An 18,517-nucleotide genomic window follows, 5' to 3' on the forward strand; every position below is an offset into this window, starting at 1 on the left:
ACTATCTTTAAATTTACCCTACTCAAATATATTTTTATGCAAAATTTCTTCTAACACAACCGTGGCGTATGAGCCCTTTTGAAGTGTGAAATTTAGACTAAAATGAGCGTTCTCTTCGTTGTATTTGTAGCTTGTGTTTTCAAGATACGCCCAGTTAAAGCGCCTTGAGCCAGTGATCTTTGAAGTAAGCAAAACTGCCTCAGCGAAAATTTCATCCTCAAGCTCTTTTGCCACGCCGCTTGCTTCATAGGCCTTTGCACCGACAATGAGACCAAGGCTTGTGATATCACGCCTAGCAAATCTTTGCGCCTCTTGATCTAAATTTTCACACAAAAAGAGCTTGCCAAATGGATAGTGCCCCAAAACCTCCCCTGGCAAAAGCTTAAAAAAACTCTCCTGCGCCTTCATCGCCTTTAGATCATCTTTGCTAAAGTTTTTATAAATTTCGCCTAGCTCATTTAGGCTAAAGTCGCTTACAAACCTTGAAATTTCAACCCTTTTGCTAAGATAGCGGTTAAAAAGTTCGCTTTGATAGGCTGAGATCAAAAAGTCATTTAGCTTTACATTTTTGCTCTTTTTGCCATTTATCGTGCCGTTTTTAAGTAGCTCCAGCCCAGTTGCAGCATTGTCGCCAAATTTACCAAAACGCTGATAGCCAAAGTAGTTTGCATAGCCCATTTTATCGATATTAGTAAATGCCTGCTCGAGCTTTTTAGCGCTACTTGGCAGCACTTTTTTTAGGCGGATAAAAAAGCTATTGCCCTTTAGATGTCCGATGCGAAGCTTGTTTTTATGCACGTTTAAATTTAAAATTTTCATCTTTTCGTGGCTAAAGTTTGCAAGCGCGCTCTCAAATTTACGAGGCATTGATATAAACTGCGTAGTCATCCCCTGCTTGTCCTTTAGCCCAGCATAGCCAAAGTCGCGCATCTTAGCCCCTGTAACCTCGCTTAAGGCGTGCAAAGCGTCGCTTGTCGTCATATCTTTTTTAGAAATTTCAACGATCAAGTGCTCGCCGTCACCGCTAAATTCATAAAGCGGTATCTCGCGCACGACAAAATCATCTGAATTTTTAGAAAAATATGCCTCAATGGGCGCATGAGTGAGCGCATAGAGTGGCTTAAAAGTGGTGGCTTCTTGCATTTTGTCTTAACCTTTTGTGTGAAATTTTTGCAAAGATGTTGATCTTTGTCCTAGTTTTTGCGGCGATCCTTTTTATAGCGCTTAAATTTTTAGGGCTAAAAGTAAATAAAACCTCGTACTCCTCGCCGCTACTAAGCTCAAATTTGCTTAGTTTTTTTGTAAATTCAGCCCCCTTTTTGCTAGCCTTTAAAAGCTTGCCAAGGTCGGTATTTAGCCCGTCTGAGATATCCATGGCAGAATTTAGCAGATGAGCTGCTTTGTAAAAAAACTTATCTCTTAAAATAGGCCTTTTAAAGCGTGAGTTTTTTGAAATTTGAGCTAGTCTTAGAAGCGAATTTAGCCCCTTTTGACTGCCTCCAAGCTTGCCTGTAAATGCAACTAGATCGCCAAATTTAGCATTTTTTCTTAGCACTGCCCTACCCTTTAGCTCGCCGATCACACTAACGCTTATGTTTAAAATGGGGCTACTTATCGTATCGCCGCCTATTATCTTTACGCCAAACTCCTCGCACGCCCTATTTATGCCGCTACTTAGCTCACTGATCTGCCGAGGCGTGAAGCTCTTTGGCAGACTAAGCCCTAGAAGAGCAAATTTAGGCTTAGCATTCATCACGATCGTATCTGAAAAATTTACGATCATCGCCTTGTAGCCGATCTCTTCAAGGCTTAGCCAGCCAAGCTTAAAGTGCGAATTCTGTGCAAAAATGTCCTTGCTAAAGACCATTTTGCCGGCAACCGCCGCATCATCGCCGATATATTCGTTACTAAAGCATGCAATCGTAAAATTTTCTTTATCCATTGAGCTATTATAATGAAACTCCTTTTAAATTTAGGATAAAATAAGCCCAAAAAAAGGATAGATATGCAAAGAGTTGAGATTTTTAGATTTGACGCGAAAAGAGATGTTTTGGCATATTTTAAGCCCTATTTTTTGGAAATTTCAGACTTTGCAAACTTAAACGAGCTTTTTGCCCACGTAAAGAGCATAGACCCCTACTTTAGCCCTTTTGAAGGCTTTGTCAAGGTAAATGGCGTCGTAGTTAGCACCGCCCAGCCACTTGCAAATTTAGCTCAAAAATTTGGTAGCGAGCTTTGCATCGCCCCACTTGATGAAAAAAGAGCGGTTTTAGACCTTGCTATAAATGATGATGACTTTTGGGCTAAATTTGAGCCATTTGCTAGCTTTTGCAAAAGGGCTGATAAAGAGCTTTACGCTAGTTTTAAGCCATATTTTTACGCTGATTTTGTGAGAGAGTATGAGCCAAATTTTATAGGCGCAGCAGCGATAATGCTAGCTCATCATCTTTACAAAAATGAGAAAAATGATGAAATTTTAAAGCTAGTTGGTGCTAAAAATGGCGTTTTGATAGCCTGCGAGCTTAATGATCTACTCTTTGAAGGTAGCGAAAAATACACCGAAGCGATTGATTTTTTCAAAGAAATTTTAGGCATAAAAGCTGCGCAAAAACATGAAAACGAGCTTGAAAAGATAGAAAAACTTAGTAAATTTAAAGAGTTTAAGATAGCCATAAAAGATAAACTGCCAGCAAATTTAAGCGATTTTAGAGCAAATTTCATAGAGCTAGATCTAAAAATTCCTTGTGGATATGATCTTTTAAAGGTCGATGAAGAGCTAGCTTGCAAGCTTGCTAGCGATACCATCTTTGCTGCATTTGACAGTGGAGCGGACTTTTTACTGGCCCTAAACGAGGCGCAATTTTATATGTTTGATGCTCTTAGTGCAAAGCTATCGAAAATTTGCGGAAGAGATTTGGACGGATTTTATATACTTAGACAAAGCGAGCTGATAGCGCTAGCAAACGGCGATACGCCTCAAAGCCTAAGCGAGCATAGGCTAAAAGTCAGACTGGTTTGATAGCTGGCTCTATCTTTAAACGTATATTGATGAAAATTTATTGGCCTTACAAAAGCCAACTCACTCAACAGTGAATAGACTAGATTAAAACATAGCCAAATTTTAACAAAAATATACTCATAAATTAATTTTCATACCCATCCTTTAAAAATGAAATCTTTTTTTCTTTTAATTTTTTCCAATCTTTACATTTATTCAAAGATTGAGGTTTTTCATGTAATAGTACTTCATAAGAAAATAACCAGAATTCATCATCAATGTTATTTGTATCATCAATAAAATTTTCTGCCATTTGAATATACTTAGAACAATTTCTTTTGTGCCTTTTATCATATAAATAACAAAGTAGCATTAAGGTACAATCTTCTTTCTTTGTAGCCTCTTTTGATACGCATATATGCATTAGCTTAAATCTATATTTTAATGCAAAATATATGGCATACGACATTGCTTCATAATTTTTATTTTCTTGTCCTAGCTTAAAAATGTTCAATGATATTTCTTGAATTTTTTCTACTCCAATATTTTTATTGTCAATAAATTTATCAAATACTTGTTCTAAAAGAAAAATTAAATATGAATAAATTAAAACTAAATGATGAACTATATCTATAAAATATTTAATGGCATTTGGTGTCATATCCTTTTTTAAAAGCATCTTGATAGCATATGTTAAAATCGATGCATTATTTTTATTTTCTTTCATCAAGTCCAACGCCAAATCCATAAAAGGAGCGATACCACTATATTTAATCTTTCCTTCCCATTCTTCAATTTTATATATTTTTAATTTTCTTGCCCAATCTTCTTCAAAAGAATTCGGTAATTCTATTATCTCAGTTTTTTTGTGATTTAATAACAATCCAAATTCTTTTAACGACTGAGACAAATCTAATAAAAATTTATCTGCTTTTTCTCTGGTTTCTACATAACAACTATAATCATCTATGTGCCTTATATATTGATATTTATCTTTTATTTTTGCGTCTACTGCAATTAAAATTATTTCAGAAACTAAATTGGAGCTATGTGGTCCTATTAAAATTCCATGCGTTTCGTTGTTGTTTAGCCACTGTGCAGAGCTATCAATCATATTATAATATTCTTTTTTTGAGTTACGATTTCCTTTTGCATTATTCTTGCCAATCAAAGCCCATGGTATAGCATGGGTATATATACTGGGAAAACAAGTCGAAATATCAGCCTTCACTTTATATTTCTTGCCGATAAAAATTTCTTGCTCTGGATTACCATCAATATGATAATCCTTATAATTCATGTCAAAAAGCTTATCTAAATAATTTTTTATATCAAGTAATTCATTTTTATCTTTAATTTTTCTAATATGTATGCGGCTTATCTTGTATTTGTCTTTCTTTGTTTTCTCTCTAAAATATTCTTTTAATTCCCAAAAACTCTCTCTCAAAATTTTACACTGCTTATAATAAGCAAAAGGATTTGGAATAGCCAAAATTCTTGGTATGTTTATATTTCTCATATTTTCATATTTTATATATTTAAATGTTTTTTGATCAAATTCAGGATCATAATCCCTACAAAATTCAAAAAATTTTACTGATGATAAAAAGTTAGGAATTTTTTCCGCAAACATTCCATAGCCAAGCAAACCCTCAAATAATTCATCATTATTTATTTGATTTAAGCATTCATAATAACTTTTTTGTCCATTAACATCTTTCATTATCCATCCTACCCAAATATCTCAAATTTACTAAATAGCTCTGGCTCATCTTTTACTACGCCTCGCTTCACAAGAGTAGCCACCACTCCGCGGTCGCAGTCAGTTTGCATAGGCCAGCCACGAGTGTATCCTTCTAGTTTGTCCTTGCTCGTCGCATCCACGCAGAAATTTTCACCATCTATATAGATATCACGCAAGGCATCTATGTTATTTGTCACACGCCAAAGCAGCATATATGGGTTTTCTAGGTAGTTTTGCATATCCACAACAACCAGTAGCTTGAAAAATTCATTAAACGCCAAAAGCTTAGTAAATAGCTCTTTTACAGGGCGATCTTTTTCAAATTTCACTACACAAATAGGCGTTTTGCTCCTGGTTTTAAACTGCCTAAGCTCCTTAACATTTGGCGCAAGGCTTTGAAATTTAGCCAAAAGTTCATCGTCGCTTAAAACTGCAGGGCTAAATTTACAAAAGTCCTGCGTCGCGTCGATGCCTAGCTTGCCACCAAAGCACGAGTTTGGACTGGCGTGATCGAGCTGGTCGCACACACCTTGGCTTATCAGCACACTTTCGCTGCCAAATCTATCAAGCACAAAGTCCGCAAATTTGTCGTATTTCGCTAGCTCTGGTGCATCGTTACCCACAAAGATCGCATGCTTTACAAAGCTCATCTGCCCAACTCCCCAAAACGCGTGCATCGCCTGCTTTGCGTGCGCTGGATAAAGGGCGTTGATCTTGGCTAAGATAAGGTTGTGAAAGACGCCATTTTCAGGCATGTTGTAGTCTAGTAGCTCTGGCACGGTCGTACGTAAAAGTGGCAAGAAAATGCGCTCAGTAGCCCAGCCCATATACTTATCCTCAAGCGGTGGCTTGCCAACCACGGTCACGTGAAAGACAGGGTCTTGCTTGCTCGTTATCGCCGTAACATCCATCACTGGAAATGGCTCAACCGGCGTGTAAAAGCCAGTGTGATCGCCAAATGGCCCCTCAAGCTCGCTCTTAGTCGTATCCACAAAGCCCTCTATCACGTAGTCGGCGTCGTGCGGGACGTAAATTTCATTGGTTAGCGACTTTACAAGCTTTGCTGGCTCTTTGCGGATAAAGCCGTAAAGTAGCAGCTCAAAGACGCCCTTTGGCAGCGGCGCTTGACCGCACCAGATATATAGCGGATCGCCACCGATCGCCACCGAAACTGGCATCTTACGGCCTGCACGCTTATACTCGTGGAAGAAATTTGCACCGTCTTTGTGGATCTGCCAGTGCATGCCAAGGCGATTTTTATCATAAATTTGCAAGCGGTACATGCCTAAATTTTGCAGCGCGCCATCAAGACTTTGCGTATAGACCTGCCCCATCGTGATAAAAGCGCCTCCGTCATGTGGCCAAGTCTTTAGCGCAGGCAGGCTCAAAAGATCGGCCTGCTCGCCCATAAATTTGACCTGCTGGCACTCGCCCTCGCCTTTTAGCCTTTTTGTAAATATCTTTCTCATATTAAAAAGATAAGATAAAAAGTCAAGCTTCTCTTTGAAATTCTCAGGTTTTTTGGGCTTTAAAAGCTTCTCTATCTCAGCTGCGATCTCATCAGGCTGCACGCCAAATATCAGCTCAAGCGCCCTTTTTGAGCCGTAGATATTTGTAAGCACTGGGGCAAATTTACGCCCAGTTTTTTTGCAGACTGGATTTGTAAAAAGTAGTGCTTGTGAGCCCGCGCGTTTGACCTCGATATAGCTAGCGTGCGCGATCTCCAGGTCGATATCTACTGGCTCATTGATCACCCTAAGTAGGCCGTTATCTTTTAAAAGCTTGATGTAGTCCATATTTTTCCCTTAAATTTTCAAAGATGATAGCTAAAATTTGATAAAAAAGGCGATGCTAATATTTTGTTATTGCACACAAAGGCAGTTTGTGCGTGTCTGTTTTTTATCGTAAAAATAATAAATTTATAATCTATCATCGTGGCTAAAAAAGTGGCGTAACAGCAGGCGAATGATTAAATTTAGGACTACTCTAGCAGCTCGCCAAATATCTCTTTGCTATATTTCATAAAGCGCTCATTAAGCTTTACGCCCTCTGTATCTACGCAAATAAGGCTATCTTGCATCTCAAAAATGATAGTTTTTTCAGAGATCGTCACCCGCTTGCAAGCGTTATAACAAACATCGCCATTGCACTCTGCATATAGGCCGTTTATGTCGGCGTTTTCGTCGTCACCTTTTTTTAGTTTGATCGGTCTTTGAAAGATTATGTAGTTTTTGTAGTCATATTTGTCGTCTGCAAGACCGATCATATAGTAGTTGTCTTTGCTATTTTTGGTAGCACTTATGGCTTTTGCTTTAAATTTTAGCTCAAACACGCTTACGCCATCTCCTCGGCACGTTTTAGTAGCTCTCTAGCACCTTTTTCTATAAATTTATGCGCTAGCTCCTTGCCGATGCTTTGAAATTTATTCTTGCTAGTCTTTAAGCTATCTTTTATATACTCGCTTCCATCAGGCAGGCCAACGATCGCATCGATAGAAATTTCATCACCTTGTAGCCTTGCGCTGATGCCTATTGGCACTTGGCAACCCCCCTCTAAAACGCTTACAAAGTCACGCTCTATGGTCGTTTCTATAACTGCATTTTCGTCATTTAGAAAGTCAATCTGCTCTAAAATTTGCTTCTCGTCTCTAGCCTCTATACCAAGAGCACCCTGACCCATCGCAGGTATCATCTCGTCAAAGCCAAATGTGTAGATGTGTGCCACTTCAGCCTTGATATTTAGGCGGTTTATGCCAGCCATCGCCAAAATGATCGCATCAAATTCGCCCTCTTTTAGCTTTCTAAGCCTAGTTTGTACGTTTCCACGAAGCGAGATGATCTCAAGATCAGGCCTCATGATAAGTAGCTGCATCTTACGGCGTAGGCTCGTTGTGCCAACCTTTGCACCGTGCGGTAGGTCGCTAAATTTAGCAAATTTCTCACTTATCATCGCATCTCTTGTATCCTCGCGTGAGCAAATGGCCGCTAGTTTAAGCCCTTCTGGAAAGACTACTGGGACGTCTTTTAGGCTATGCACGGCGATGTCAGTCTCGCCTTTTAGCATGCTATCTTCAAGCTCTTTTGTAAAAAGCCCTTTGCCGCCGATCTTGGCAAGTGGCGTGTCAAGTATCACGTCGCCCTTTGTCTTCATGCCCTCAAGCACGACCTTCACGCCCTTGTGCTGCGCCTCGATCCTAGCCTTGATATGCTCGCTTTGCCAAAGCGCTAAGATGCTCTTTCTAGTTGCTATTTTTATCTCTTTCATCATCTCTCCTAATTTACTCTTTTTGGCTCTTCGATGACCTCAACGTCGATGATCTCGCCCTCATCTTTTTTACTGCGCTGCTCGCTAAAATTTTGAAATTTAAACTCCTGATAGCTCTCATTTTTCGCTGCATTTTTCTTAAATACTAAAGAAAAAACGACCACGGCTATGCCAAAAATATCCGTTAAAATTCCTGGCAAAAAGAGCAGCGCTCCACCAAAGCTAAGCCCTAGCTGACTAAATAAATTTCCGCCAAGAAAGCTTTTAAATGCCACTTGAGGCGAATTTAAGCTAGAAAATCCAGCATTAAAAAGAAGTACGATACCCACAAATCCAGAGACCAGCACCTCAAGAAAGTAGTTCAAAAAGTCAAATTTATCAACAAAAAGATAGATAAAGACCGCTTCTATCAAAAAAAATAAAAATGCAAAAAATCTCATAAGCTTTCTTTTATCTTTCTAAAGGCCTCATCTGCGCCTATCGACTCTTTGTTTAGCCCATCTCTTGTGATAAACTCGACCTTGCCATTTGCAAATTCTTTACCAACAAGTAGCGCATAAGGAAAGCCGATAAGTTCAAAATCATTCATCTTAACGCCAAATCTCTCGTTTCTATCGTCGATTATGACGCTAACACCAGCTTTTTTAAGGCTCTCATAAAGCTCAAATGCAAATTTCACGCCCGCCTCATCTCTTAAATTTGAAATGATGATCTCCACATCAAACGGCGCGCACTCTTTTTTCCAGATGCAGCCCTTCTCGTCATGGCTAGCCTCTATCATCACAGCGATCAGCCTGCTGATACCAATGCCGTAGCAGCCCATCAAAAATGGCTTTGCCTTGCCGTTTTCATCAAGATATGTCGCATTCATCGCAGCTGAATATTTATCACCTAGCTGAAAGATATGACCGACTTCTATGCCTTTGCTAAGTTTTAAATTTCCGCCGCAAACTGGGCATTTATCGCCCTCTTTTACCTTTACAAGGTCTTTAAATCTCTCCTCGTTAAATCCGCTAACACTAACGCCAACAAAGTGATAGTCCTTCTCGTTAGCACCGCATATCATGTTATTTGCGCCCCTTAGCTCGTTATCTATAAAAAATTTCACATCCTTTAGCCCAACTGGCCCGCAAAATCCAGCAGATAATCCAGCTTTAGTCACGTCAGCCTCGCTAGCATCTACTAGCTCAAGCGCCTTGCAAGCGTTTTGCGCCTTTGTCTCTTGAAGCTCGTCATCGCCCCTTACGAAAAAGACCACAACCTCTTCTTTATCCTCATAGATCGCCTTTTTCATAACGGCTTTTATGCAGTAAAACTCGCTAACTTTGAAAAACTCTGCCACATCTTTTATAGTTTTTGCATTTGGCGTTAGAAATTTAGCCGCGTCCGCCTCTGGTGTCTCAGCCTCGCTAACTCTTGGTTTGCGTCTTGCAGCCTCGACGTTTGCAGCGTATCTGCAAGCCTCACAGCAAAGTATGTCGTCCTCGCCGTTACTTGCAAGCACCATAAATTCTTTACTGCCGCTACCGCCAATGGCTCCGCTATCAGCCTCAACAGCTCTAAAATTTAGCCCCAAGCGGGTAAAAATCTTACTATAAGTTGCCTCCATAAGGTCAAACTCACGCTTAAGATCCTCTTTGCTTGAGTGAAAGCTATAACCATCTTTCATCGTAAATTCGCGACCTCTTAGCAAGCCAAAGCGTGGTCTTGCCTCGTCACGAAATTTGGTGTTTATCTGGTATAAATTTAGTGGTAGCTGTTTGTAGCTAGTCACCTTGCCACGCACCAAAGCAACGGCTGCCTCTTCATTTGTAGGACTTATAACAAAGTCATTATCCTTTCTATCTTTAAAGCGTAAAAGCTCCTTGCCAAAGACGTTGTAACGACCACTTTGCTTCCAAAGCTCGCCTGAAGTGACCACGCTAAAGCTCACCTCTAGCGCGCCAGCCTCGTTCATCTCCTCTTTTACCACGCGTGAAATTTTATCGTGCATGATCTTTCCAAGCGGCAGATAGTTATAAAGCCCAGAGCCGATCTGCTCAACAAAGCCACCTCTTATCAAAAACTGATGGCTTGGTAAAGATGCATCTTTTGGCGCTTCTTTGGTAGTTGGGGCGTAAAATTTACTAAATTTCATCTATATCTCCTGCTTGAAAATTTTGTTCATCTTTTATGTCAAATAAAAATTTAACTCCGTTTGAAAGCTCACTAGCCCTCTCCTCGTCTGCAAGCCCTTTTAGCTTCATCGTTGGCTGGTGTAAAAAGGCTTTAAAGACCTGATGGATGAGCTTTTGCGCCTCATCGTAATCGCTATGTTTTAAATAGCCCTTTTTTATCGCCTTTTCTAGCTCGTTTTTCGCGCAAATTTCAGCCTGCTTGCGGATTGATTTTATAAGAGGCACGCTCATATCTTCTTTTAAAGTCTTTAAAAACTCGCTTGTGTCTTGACCGACGATTGAGTAGGCCTTTTGCGCCTGCTCCTCTCTTAGGGCTAAATTTTTACGCACGATCTCCTCTAAGCTATCAACCGTATAGACGCTTATAAGCTCTGTGTTTAAAAGATCGATATCTCTTGGCACGGCGATATCAAAAAAGTATCTGTGAAATTCTCTTGGCTCGATGATATCGCCTGTGATGATGGCGTGCGGAGCTGCAGTGCTTGAAAAGATGAGATCGTAATTATTTACATACTCTTTTAATTTCAAGATACTATCCCAGCTCGCGTTATCGCCCAGGCTATCAACTAGCTGCTCGACGCGCTCAGAGCTTCTGTTTATGATGATCACTTCTGCGCCGCTTGATATGAGGTGCTTTGCTGCTAGCTCGCCCATCTCGCCAGCGCCCACGACGATAGCTGTTTTACCTTCAAGCGTGCCAAAAATTTCTTTTGCTTTTGCCACGGCGACGCTTGAAACTGAGATCGGGTTTTTAGAAATTTGAGTTTCGTTTCTAACCTTGGCAGCGCACTTACATGCGTAGTGGATGATCTTGCTGATATCTTCGCCGCATGAGTTGTTGTCATAGGCAAATTTAAAGGCATTTTTTAGCTGGCCAACGATCTGCGTTTCGCCAACTACTAGGCTATCAAGCGAGCTTGCCACAGCAAAGAGGTGGTGTGCAGCACCGCTGTTTTCATAGATGTCAGCTCTCTCATAAAGCTCATCTTCAAAAACGCCTGAAAATATCGACATACACCTGATGATATGAGCAGTAGCGGCCTTTACATCCTCTACACTTGCTATGATCTCGACGCGGTTGCAGGTGTTTAGCACCATGCTCTCTTTTATGTTTTTGTTTGAGTTTATCAGTTTTAAAATTTGCTCTTTTTTATCGTCACTATCAAATGCAAGCTTCTCTCTGACCGAAATATCAGTGTTTTTATATGTAAAACTTATATCTAAATAGTGCATCAAAATTCCCTATCTATCATGCTTTTTATGATCCCTTCAAGCTCAGCGTTTTTATACTCTTTTATCGCTTCTATCGCTTCATTTCCAAGCCTTTTGGCTTCATTTATAGCTTTACTAAGCGAGCTAGTTTTATCAAAATTTTCTTTTAACCACGAAATTTCGTCTGCGTTTAGCTTCTTTGCCCAAAGCGATCTAAGCTTTGTTTTACCAGCCTCGTCCAGGCTCTTATAAAGATAAATGTAAGGGAGTGTCGTTTTGCCCTCGACAAAGTCGTTAAGCGCTGGTTTGCCAAGCGTTTTTTCATCTTGAGTGATGTCTAATATATCATCAACAATCTGAAATGCAAGACCTAAATTTTTGCCATAAAGGCCAAATTTCTCACTATCTTTGCCAGCTATCTTTGCCCCACAAATAGCCGTAGCTTCTATCAAAACAGCTGTTTTATAATAGATCATTTTTAAGTATTCTTGCTCGTTTTCATTAAAATTTTCAGCCATTTTCACATCCATCATCTCGCCGACGCTTAGTTTGCTGACCGCATCTGAGATGACAGCTGCGATGCTTGGGTCAAATTTTGTAAGCTCAAAATAAGCCTTTGAATAGAGGATGTCGCCTAGCATGACTGAGTTTTTACTACCAAAAAGTGCGTTTATGCTTGGTTTGCCGCGTCTTATATTTGCCTCGTCTATGACGTCGTCGTGCAATAAGCTTGCAAGGTGGATGAGCTCGATGATAGCGCAAAGCTTAAGAGAAATTTCACTCTCGCCTGCGATCTTTAAAAGAAGTTTTGAGCGAAGCTTTTTGCCTGAGCTTATCTTTAAAAACATCTCAAACGCCTCTTTATAGCCAAGCTCGCTTATAAATTTGCTCATTATTTCATCGATTTTATCCATTTTTATCCTTCTATTTATCCTCGTGTGGATCTCTAAAACCCACATCCACACGCTTACTCTCATCTAGCAGCGCCACCCTAAAATGCGCCTTTTTATCCCTAAAATCAATAAATGATATATAAAGGCTCACGCTCTCGTTTGGCGGCATCATAAAATCAGGCAAAACTCGCTGCATATAGGTATCTTGCCCATGTCTTAGCGAAAAGACCATCTGTCTTGGATAGCGCCTAAAAAAACTTTGCACAGTGATATTTGTGCTATCAAATAGCGTCCAACGAAAGTCAAATGTTTCAACTTTTTGAGTTTTTTTCTCGGTTATAAAGACCCGCGCCCACTCATCTTTTTTAAGCTCAAAAGTATGCACCGAATTTGGGTCAAAATTTGGCTCTTTTGCAAAGGCAAGAGCGACTAGCAAGGCCACAAGCGCAAAAATTCTACTCATTTTGGCTTAAAATTTCTCCGCTAAGCTCAATATATAGATCATTTACTCCGTTATAAATTTTATCTTGCTCTGAGAGTATAAAATTTCTGATCTCATCTTCGCTAACGCCATGCTTCTCGCAAAGCTCGCTCATAGCTACAAATTTCTCAAAAATTTTATCTATCTCGTTTTTAACCAAAACGGCATTTGCGTTAAACAAAATGTCATAAAATTTATCCCTCGCACTGCCCTCAAATATATCTATCATCGCTGTTTCTTTGAAAATTTCTTAAGATTATAGCTAATTAAAACTAAGTTAAAAATTTAATATTATCTCCCACGCCTCGCCAACGTTTTTAGCATTATAGGTCGCTGTCTTGCTCTCCTCGCCAAATCCCCAGCAAACTTGCACATAAGGCATATTTGCGTTTTTGGCCGCAAGCTCGTCTTTTAGGCTATCTCCTATAAAGATCGCCTTGTTAGCTTTAGTTTTACTAACAGCTAGGTGAAGCATCGTAGGATCTGGCTTTTGCGGTATCTCCTTGCTAGCGCCGATGACCTCGTCAAATAGCTCATAAATTTCATTTTTCTTTAAAATTTTCTCTAGCGTATCATGCGGTGCATTGCTTGCCAAAACAACCTTAAATTTAGCCTCTTTGCACTTTTGCAAAAGCTCTTTTACGCCATCATAGGTAGTCGCACACTCATCATAAAATTTCTTAAATTTCTCTTCAAAGCCCTCTTTTAAGCTCCTGCTTGGCGTGTCGATGCCGTAAAACTCAAGGGCTAAATTTCTACCTGGCTCGTTGATCGCTTTTATGATAAATTCCTTATCAAGTGGCGGCAAATTTAGCTCATCTCTCACTTCATTTACCGTTTTATATATCGCCTCGCCGCTATCGATCACCGTGCCGTCCATATCAAAAATAACTACTTTCAATCCTCATCCTTAAATTTATTTTTATGTTTTTCTTTTTTATATGTCTTTTGATTTTTTAGCTTATCAAGTAGATTTGCCGCCTTTAAAAGCTCATCTTTTGGGGCATTTTTGATAAGCAAATTTATAAAATTTTCTAGCGCCTTTGAGTATGGTTGATCAAGATAAACAGCCTCGACTTTTTCAATGACTTTCGCGTTTTTCTCAACTCTTTGGCGAAATTCAGTCTCGTCAAAGTCATCTCTTTTTAGCCCGTTTATCGCTGATTTTGCAAATTTTTCTAGCGCGCGAAGATATTTTACACGTTTAAATTTGTCCGTGACTTGGTTCAAATTTTTCCTTTTTTTGGCAAATTATATCAAAATTTGATTTTATCCCCTAAATTTTGGCTTTGCTAATGTATAATTTACGCCAAAATTACCAAACAAGGAGCAAAAATGAGGCAAGAAACCGCTGCGATCCACGTAGGCTACGACACACATGAGGGCTTTGGCACGATGGCTGTGCCTATTTTTCAAAGCACGGCTTACGACTTTGGAAGTGCCGAGACAGCCGCTGCTAGGTTTGATCTAAAAGATAACGGCCACATCTACACAAGACTTGGCAATCCAACGACAGATATCTTTGAAAAAAGGGTCGCCGCACTTGAGGGCGGAGCCGCTGCAATAGCGACTGCAAGCGGTCAGGCAGCTTTGTTTTATAGCATCATAAATTTAGCCCAGGCAGGCGATAACATCATCATCGCAAAGAAAATTTACGGCGGCACGACGGTGCTTTTTACGCACACGCTAAAGAGATTTGGCATAGAGGCTAGAGTCTTTGACAGCGATACGGCCGATGATCTGGAGGGTTTAATAGATGATAAAACGAGGGCTATATTTTTTGAAACGCTCTCAAACCCGAAAATTTCTATCCCAAATATCGAGAAAATCGTAGAGATCGCAAACAAATATGGCATCATTAGCATCACGGATAACACCGTACCAACACCTATCATCTTTCAGCCACTTCGCCACGGCGTCGATGTTTGCGTGCATAGCGCTAGCAAATATATGAGCGGTCAGGGTCTTAGCCTAGCAGGTGTTGTTGTAAGTGCAAATCACCTAAATGAAAAGCTAAAAGGCAACAAGAGATATGAGCACTTTAACGTGCCAGATGCGAGCTACCACGACATCGTTTATGCCAATATGACCGACAACTTCGACATCTACACGCTAAGAATGAGACTAGCCATCGTGCGCGACATCGGCGCTGTGATCTCTCCGTTTAACTCTTGGCAGCTTATACAAGGGCTTGAAACGCTTGCTGTTAGGGTTGAGAGACACTCGCAAAACGCGCTAAAAGTGGCTAAATTTCTAAACTCTCACAAACATATAAAAAGCGTGGCTTATCCTGGGCTTGCCGACAACGTAGATCACGCAAAGGCGCAAAAATACTTTAAAGACGGCATGGCTAATGGGCTATTTTGCTTTGAGACTGATAGCTTTGAGCGTGCAAAAAAGATGCTAGAGCGCGTAAAACTCTTTAAGATCGTGGTAAATATAGGCGATACAAAGTCACTCATCACACACCCAGCCTCGACAACTCACCAGCAGCTAAGCAGCGAAGAGCTCATCAAAGCTGGCATCACAAAAGAGCTGATAAGAGTTAGCATAGGTCTTGAAAACGCCGAGGATCTGATAGCTGATCTAGCTCAAGCCTTAGAATAATCAAATTTCTAGCTCTTTTTGGGCTAGAAATTTAACTCATCTTTTAAACTTGCATATGCTCTTATCGCAAAAAAATAGATATAAATTTTTCCTATACGCTAGAAAATGCACCACACCGCATGCGGTTTATGTGAGAGAATTTATAACAAATTTTAAAATTTCATGAACGAGCAATTTAGGCTCTAAAATTTGAGCTAAGCGATAAGCGAAGCCAAATTTTAGTAGTCAATTCTTGAGAGTGAATGTAATTTTAAAATTTGATAGATAGTAAATTTCTATTTTTGAAATCACGACTTTAAATTTATAAGCTCTTTTATTCAAAAGGGAGACAAGGGGACTTGAATTACGAAGCCGTCCCCTTATCCCCCTTTTTAAATCCCCCAAACCCCTCGCACGTTCAAAGGGCATGCGATGGCACTATCGTGCCGCATGTGTTTTTATACCAGATAAGCTCACACAAATTTTAAAATTTTATGAACGAGTAATTTCAGCTCTAAAATTTGAGCCAAGCTGTAAGCTAAGTCAAATTTTAGTAGTCAATTCTTGAGAGTGAATGGAATTTTAAAATTTGCAAAGCAATAAACAAATTTAAATGTTTGTTTCTTTGTTAAGAGAGAATAGGTTTAAATTAAAAATACTCTTAGCTCATATAAGATTAGAGGTGCAGATAGCGCTAACACACTACCTGCTTTTTATTGGATTTTCTAATAAATTATTTTATTAAATTTATCTCAAACGATATCTTCAAAGACTTCAAATTTATCTTGATTTACAAGCATCTCAAGCAAGACACCGTAGTTATCTTTTATCTCATCTTGAAGTTTTATAGCAAGCTCTTTTGCGTCTTTTCCATCTTTTGGATAGGTAACTACTAGATCGATCGGTTCAGCGTTTAAAAACTCTTGTATGCCAGTTAGTAGCTCGCTAGCGCCTCTTTCGTTTGTGCCGTGAAGCACGACCACGTAGTGTTCGTTTTCTCTTATAACAACGTCTGTTTGTCTTAGGATTTTTTCAAAAATTTCGCCATATTCTTTACTATTTGGCAAAGAAAAATATATCAAAGATAAATTTTTCGCATAGTCCTTTACGTTTTTGTATCGCTTTATAAAAGCTATCTCAAGATCGATTATTGATAAAATATCAACTGCCGAGAAGATTTTTGCCGCCATTTTTACACTCCTTTTTTTGCGGTTTTGATTTTACACCGCTATTATATCTTGTAAATTTTCAAAAATAAAGACATTCATTCCATTTTTGTATTCATAGCCAAATTTTAGTCCATGAGCCTCAAGGATGTTGCTAACTATATATAAACCTAGACCAAAGCTCTTTTGTGCATCCTCACCTTTGATAAATGGCTGGATGTAAAAATCAAGGTCATTTTTTAGCTTCTCGCCTTGAGTTATAAATTTCATATGATCCTTGCTAACCATGATATTTACGTGCTTATCGGTTGAGTACTTTATGCCATTATCTATCATATTTTTTATAGCGACTGAAAATAGCTTAAAATCAACCATCACTCTAACCTCATCAAGCTCGCTGATACCAACGTGCTCTTTTTCGATCATCGCTATATCGATAGCCTCATCGATGAGATCTCTCATAAGGCAAGGCGTCTTGTTTGTAAGGCCTATTTTTGAGGTTATCTGCTCGATTGCTGCAAGCTCATTTATCAAATTTTCAAGCTTGTGAAAGACGGAGATTAGCCTCTCTTGATTTTTGCTTTTTTCTATCATTTGAGCGGCGATCAGCCCCTTTGTGATAGGCGTTTTTAGCTCGTGCATGATATTTCTTAAGAAAAGATGCCTTGAGTCATTTAGTGCTTTGATCTGACAAACAGCCTCATAAAATGCCTCTGAAACTTCAGAAATTTCATCCTTGCCGTTGCCGACATTTTGCACGCCATCAAGCTCGCCATTTGCAAATTTAACGATCTGACGCTTTAGCTTTCTAAGCGGTTTTATCTTATAGATGACAAAGATATAAGCAGCCAGCAAAATGACCGCAACTACGGCAAACACAGCCTTTATCACCTCGTATCTGTAAGGCTGAAATTCTTTATCCATCAAAAGCTTTAGCTCGTCTAAATGCTCGATCTTTAGGTAGTGATGCTTATCATAAAGCAAGATAGCACTAGATCCTAGATCACTTGAAATTTCTTCTAAAACGGCTGCATTTTTTAAAATTTCTTCTTTTTCATTTTTAGCGGTGATCTCTGGCATGTCGATGTTTGAGAGCTGACGGTCATACTGGGCTTTGTTTATTATGCCACCCATGTAGAGCAAATTTGTCCTAGCGACGTTTGAGTATTTGTTATTTAGCTCTCTTGTGTAGTTTTGTTTATCAAAGCCCATGAGCCACAAAAAGGCTAGAAATATCGAAACGAGCGCAAGTCCAAAGATAAACGTTATCGTGATAAATATAGAAGATCTTGGCATCAAAGAACCAACTTATAGCCGATGCCGCGGATCGCGTGAATGTATTTTGGCTCTTTTGGATTTTCATTTAGTTTTTGGCGAATTCTGCCGATGATGACGTCGATACTTTTGTTTGAGCTATCTTCATTTATGCTTTCGCAGTTGTAGATGAGCTCCTCTCTAGTGACCGCTCCACCCTCTTTTTGAAGCAGATATTTTAAGATGTCATACTCCGCTGCGGTTAAATTTAGCACGCTTCCTTTAAATAAAATTTCCCGCTCAAAGTCTTTTAATACCAAGTCTTTGTTTAAATTTCTTGCCTCATTTGCAGGGGCGATGCTCTGCCTTCTTAGATGGCTTTTGATGCGAGCAAGAAGCTCTTGTGGGTCATAAGGCTTTGGTAGATAATCATCCGCACCGTTATCCAGGGCATTTACTTTGTCCGTTATATCGTGTCTTGCGCTTGAGATGATGATAGGGATGTTGTGCTTTTTTCTTATCTCTTTGCAAACCTCCAGCCCATCCATGCCAGGGAGAGTGAGGTCAAGTATCACTAGGTCAAATTCGCTCGTGTTTAAAGTAGATAGTCCGATATATGGCTCCTCGGCCGTCGTCACTTTTATGTCGTAGTTTTCTAGGTATTCAGTTAAAATTTCAGCAAGCTCCATATCATCCTCTATCATTAAAATTCTAGTCATGATCTTTCCTGTTGTAAATTTAT

At 39.5% G+C, this 18,517-nt stretch carries 19 protein-coding genes; 2 read left to right on the plus strand and 17 right to left on the minus strand.

Translation table 11 applies throughout. The annotated features are described in order from the left end of the window. Positions 1-18 precede the first annotated feature (18 nt). Both truD and CVT08_RS05745 read right to left on the minus strand, forming a co-directional pair. On the minus strand, positions 19-1,143 hold the full coding sequence (gene truD, locus CVT08_RS05740) for a tRNA pseudouridine(13) synthase TruD (RefSeq protein WP_107856081.1): 1,125 nt from the start codon (positions 1,141-1,143) through the stop codon (positions 19-21). Further along, entirely contained in the window at positions 1,121-1,942 is an 822-nt protein-coding gene (locus tag CVT08_RS05745; RefSeq protein WP_107856082.1) for a thiamine-phosphate kinase, read from the minus strand. The genes truD and CVT08_RS05745 overlap by 23 nt, the downstream gene beginning before the upstream one ends. A gap of 63 nt (positions 1,943-2,005) precedes the next feature. On the opposite strand from CVT08_RS05745, the gene CVT08_RS05750 reads away from it, so the two are divergent. Continuing rightward, entirely contained in the window at positions 2,006-3,019 is a 1,014-nt protein-coding gene (locus tag CVT08_RS05750) for a hypothetical protein (RefSeq protein WP_107856083.1), read from the plus strand. 124 nt (positions 3,020-3,143) lie between these two features. Here the strand turns inward: CVT08_RS05750 and CVT08_RS05755 are convergent, their stop codons facing one another. The 12 genes from CVT08_RS05755 to CVT08_RS05810 all read right to left on the minus strand — a co-directional run bounded on the left by CVT08_RS05755 (position 3,144) and on the right by CVT08_RS05810 (position 13,999). Next, positions 3,144-4,721 (minus strand): RNA-directed DNA polymerase, encoded by a 1,578-nt coding sequence (locus tag CVT08_RS05755; protein WP_107856084.1) that lies wholly within the window; start codon positions 4,719-4,721, stop codon positions 3,144-3,146. A gap of 8 nt (positions 4,722-4,729) precedes the next feature. Continuing rightward, positions 4,730-6,538, minus strand: coding sequence for a menaquinone biosynthesis decarboxylase (locus CVT08_RS05760; protein WP_107856085.1), 1,809 nt, complete (start codon positions 6,536-6,538; stop codon positions 4,730-4,732). Between the two features lie 185 nt (positions 6,539-6,723). After that, the gene (locus tag CVT08_RS05765; protein ID WP_107856086.1) at positions 6,724-7,074 is read right to left on the minus strand and encodes an Imm10 family immunity protein; all 351 of its coding nucleotides are present in this window, start codon (positions 7,072-7,074) and stop codon (positions 6,724-6,726) included. 2 nt (positions 7,075-7,076) lie between these two features. Further along, positions 7,077-8,006 (minus strand): hydroxymethylbilane synthase, encoded by a 930-nt coding sequence (gene hemC, locus CVT08_RS05770; RefSeq protein ID WP_107856087.1) that lies wholly within the window; start codon positions 8,004-8,006, stop codon positions 7,077-7,079. An 8-nt stretch (positions 8,007-8,014) separates the two neighbouring features. After that, on the minus strand, positions 8,015-8,446 hold the full coding sequence (locus tag CVT08_RS05775; RefSeq protein WP_107856088.1) for an FxsA family protein: 432 nt from the start codon (positions 8,444-8,446) through the stop codon (positions 8,015-8,017). Beyond that, the gene (locus CVT08_RS05780; protein ID WP_107856089.1) at positions 8,443-10,143 is read right to left on the minus strand and encodes a proline--tRNA ligase; all 1,701 of its coding nucleotides are present in this window, start codon (positions 10,141-10,143) and stop codon (positions 8,443-8,445) included. The genes CVT08_RS05775 and CVT08_RS05780 overlap by 4 nt, the downstream gene beginning before the upstream one ends. Next, complete coding sequence (hemA, locus tag CVT08_RS05785; RefSeq protein ID WP_107856090.1) at positions 10,133-11,416, minus strand: glutamyl-tRNA reductase; 1,284 nt, start codon at positions 11,414-11,416, stop codon at positions 10,133-10,135. Before hemA ends, CVT08_RS05780 begins: the two co-directional genes overlap by 11 nt. Then, entirely contained in the window at positions 11,416-12,309 is an 894-nt protein-coding gene (locus CVT08_RS05790) for a polyprenyl synthetase family protein (RefSeq protein WP_107856091.1), read from the minus strand. The genes hemA and CVT08_RS05790 overlap by 1 nt, the downstream gene beginning before the upstream one ends. Positions 12,310-12,319: 10 nt before the next feature. Continuing rightward, a complete protein-coding gene (locus CVT08_RS05795) occupies positions 12,320-12,751 on the minus strand; it encodes a hypothetical protein (RefSeq protein ID WP_107856092.1) in 432 nt (143 codons plus the stop codon). After that, positions 12,744-12,998: a DUF2018 family protein gene (locus CVT08_RS05800; RefSeq protein ID WP_107856093.1), complete on the minus strand. Its 255-nt coding sequence runs from the start codon at positions 12,996-12,998 to the stop codon at positions 12,744-12,746. The genes CVT08_RS05795 and CVT08_RS05800 overlap by 8 nt, the downstream gene beginning before the upstream one ends. Before the next feature lie 48 nt (positions 12,999-13,046). Further along, positions 13,047-13,670, minus strand: coding sequence for an HAD family hydrolase (locus tag CVT08_RS05805; RefSeq protein ID WP_107856094.1), 624 nt, complete (start codon positions 13,668-13,670; stop codon positions 13,047-13,049). Then, positions 13,667-13,999 carry a hypothetical protein gene (locus tag CVT08_RS05810; protein ID WP_009293722.1) on the minus strand — a complete coding sequence of 111 codons (333 nt, stop codon included), beginning with the start codon at positions 13,997-13,999 and terminating at the stop codon, positions 13,667-13,669. Before CVT08_RS05810 ends, CVT08_RS05805 begins: the two co-directional genes overlap by 4 nt. Before the next feature lie 105 nt (positions 14,000-14,104). Between CVT08_RS05810 and CVT08_RS05815 the strand changes: the two genes are divergently transcribed. After that, the gene (locus tag CVT08_RS05815) at positions 14,105-15,376 is read left to right on the plus strand and encodes an O-acetylhomoserine aminocarboxypropyltransferase/cysteine synthase family protein (protein ID WP_107856095.1); all 1,272 of its coding nucleotides are present in this window, start codon (positions 14,105-14,107) and stop codon (positions 15,374-15,376) included. 731 nt (positions 15,377-16,107) lie between these two features. Here the strand turns inward: CVT08_RS05815 and CVT08_RS05820 are convergent. Genes CVT08_RS05820 through CVT08_RS05830 form a run of 3 tightly spaced genes read right to left on the minus strand, consistent with a single transcriptional unit; the run spans position 16,108 to position 18,494 of the window. Further along, positions 16,108-16,545 (minus strand): hypothetical protein, encoded by a 438-nt coding sequence (locus CVT08_RS05820; RefSeq protein WP_021085477.1) that lies wholly within the window; start codon positions 16,543-16,545, stop codon positions 16,108-16,110. 30 nt (positions 16,546-16,575) lie between these two features. Continuing rightward, complete coding sequence (locus CVT08_RS05825) at positions 16,576-17,817, minus strand: ArsS family sensor histidine kinase (RefSeq protein WP_107856096.1); 1,242 nt, start codon at positions 17,815-17,817, stop codon at positions 16,576-16,578. Further along, positions 17,817-18,494 (minus strand): response regulator transcription factor, encoded by a 678-nt coding sequence (locus CVT08_RS05830; protein WP_107856097.1) that lies wholly within the window; start codon positions 18,492-18,494, stop codon positions 17,817-17,819. The genes CVT08_RS05825 and CVT08_RS05830 overlap by 1 nt, the downstream gene beginning before the upstream one ends. Positions 18,495-18,517 lie beyond the last annotated feature (23 nt).

The sequence above is a fragment of the Campylobacter concisus genome (genome assembly GCF_003048835.2).
Classification (GTDB): Bacteria; Campylobacterota; Campylobacteria; order Campylobacterales; family Campylobacteraceae; genus Campylobacter_A; species Campylobacter_A concisus_D.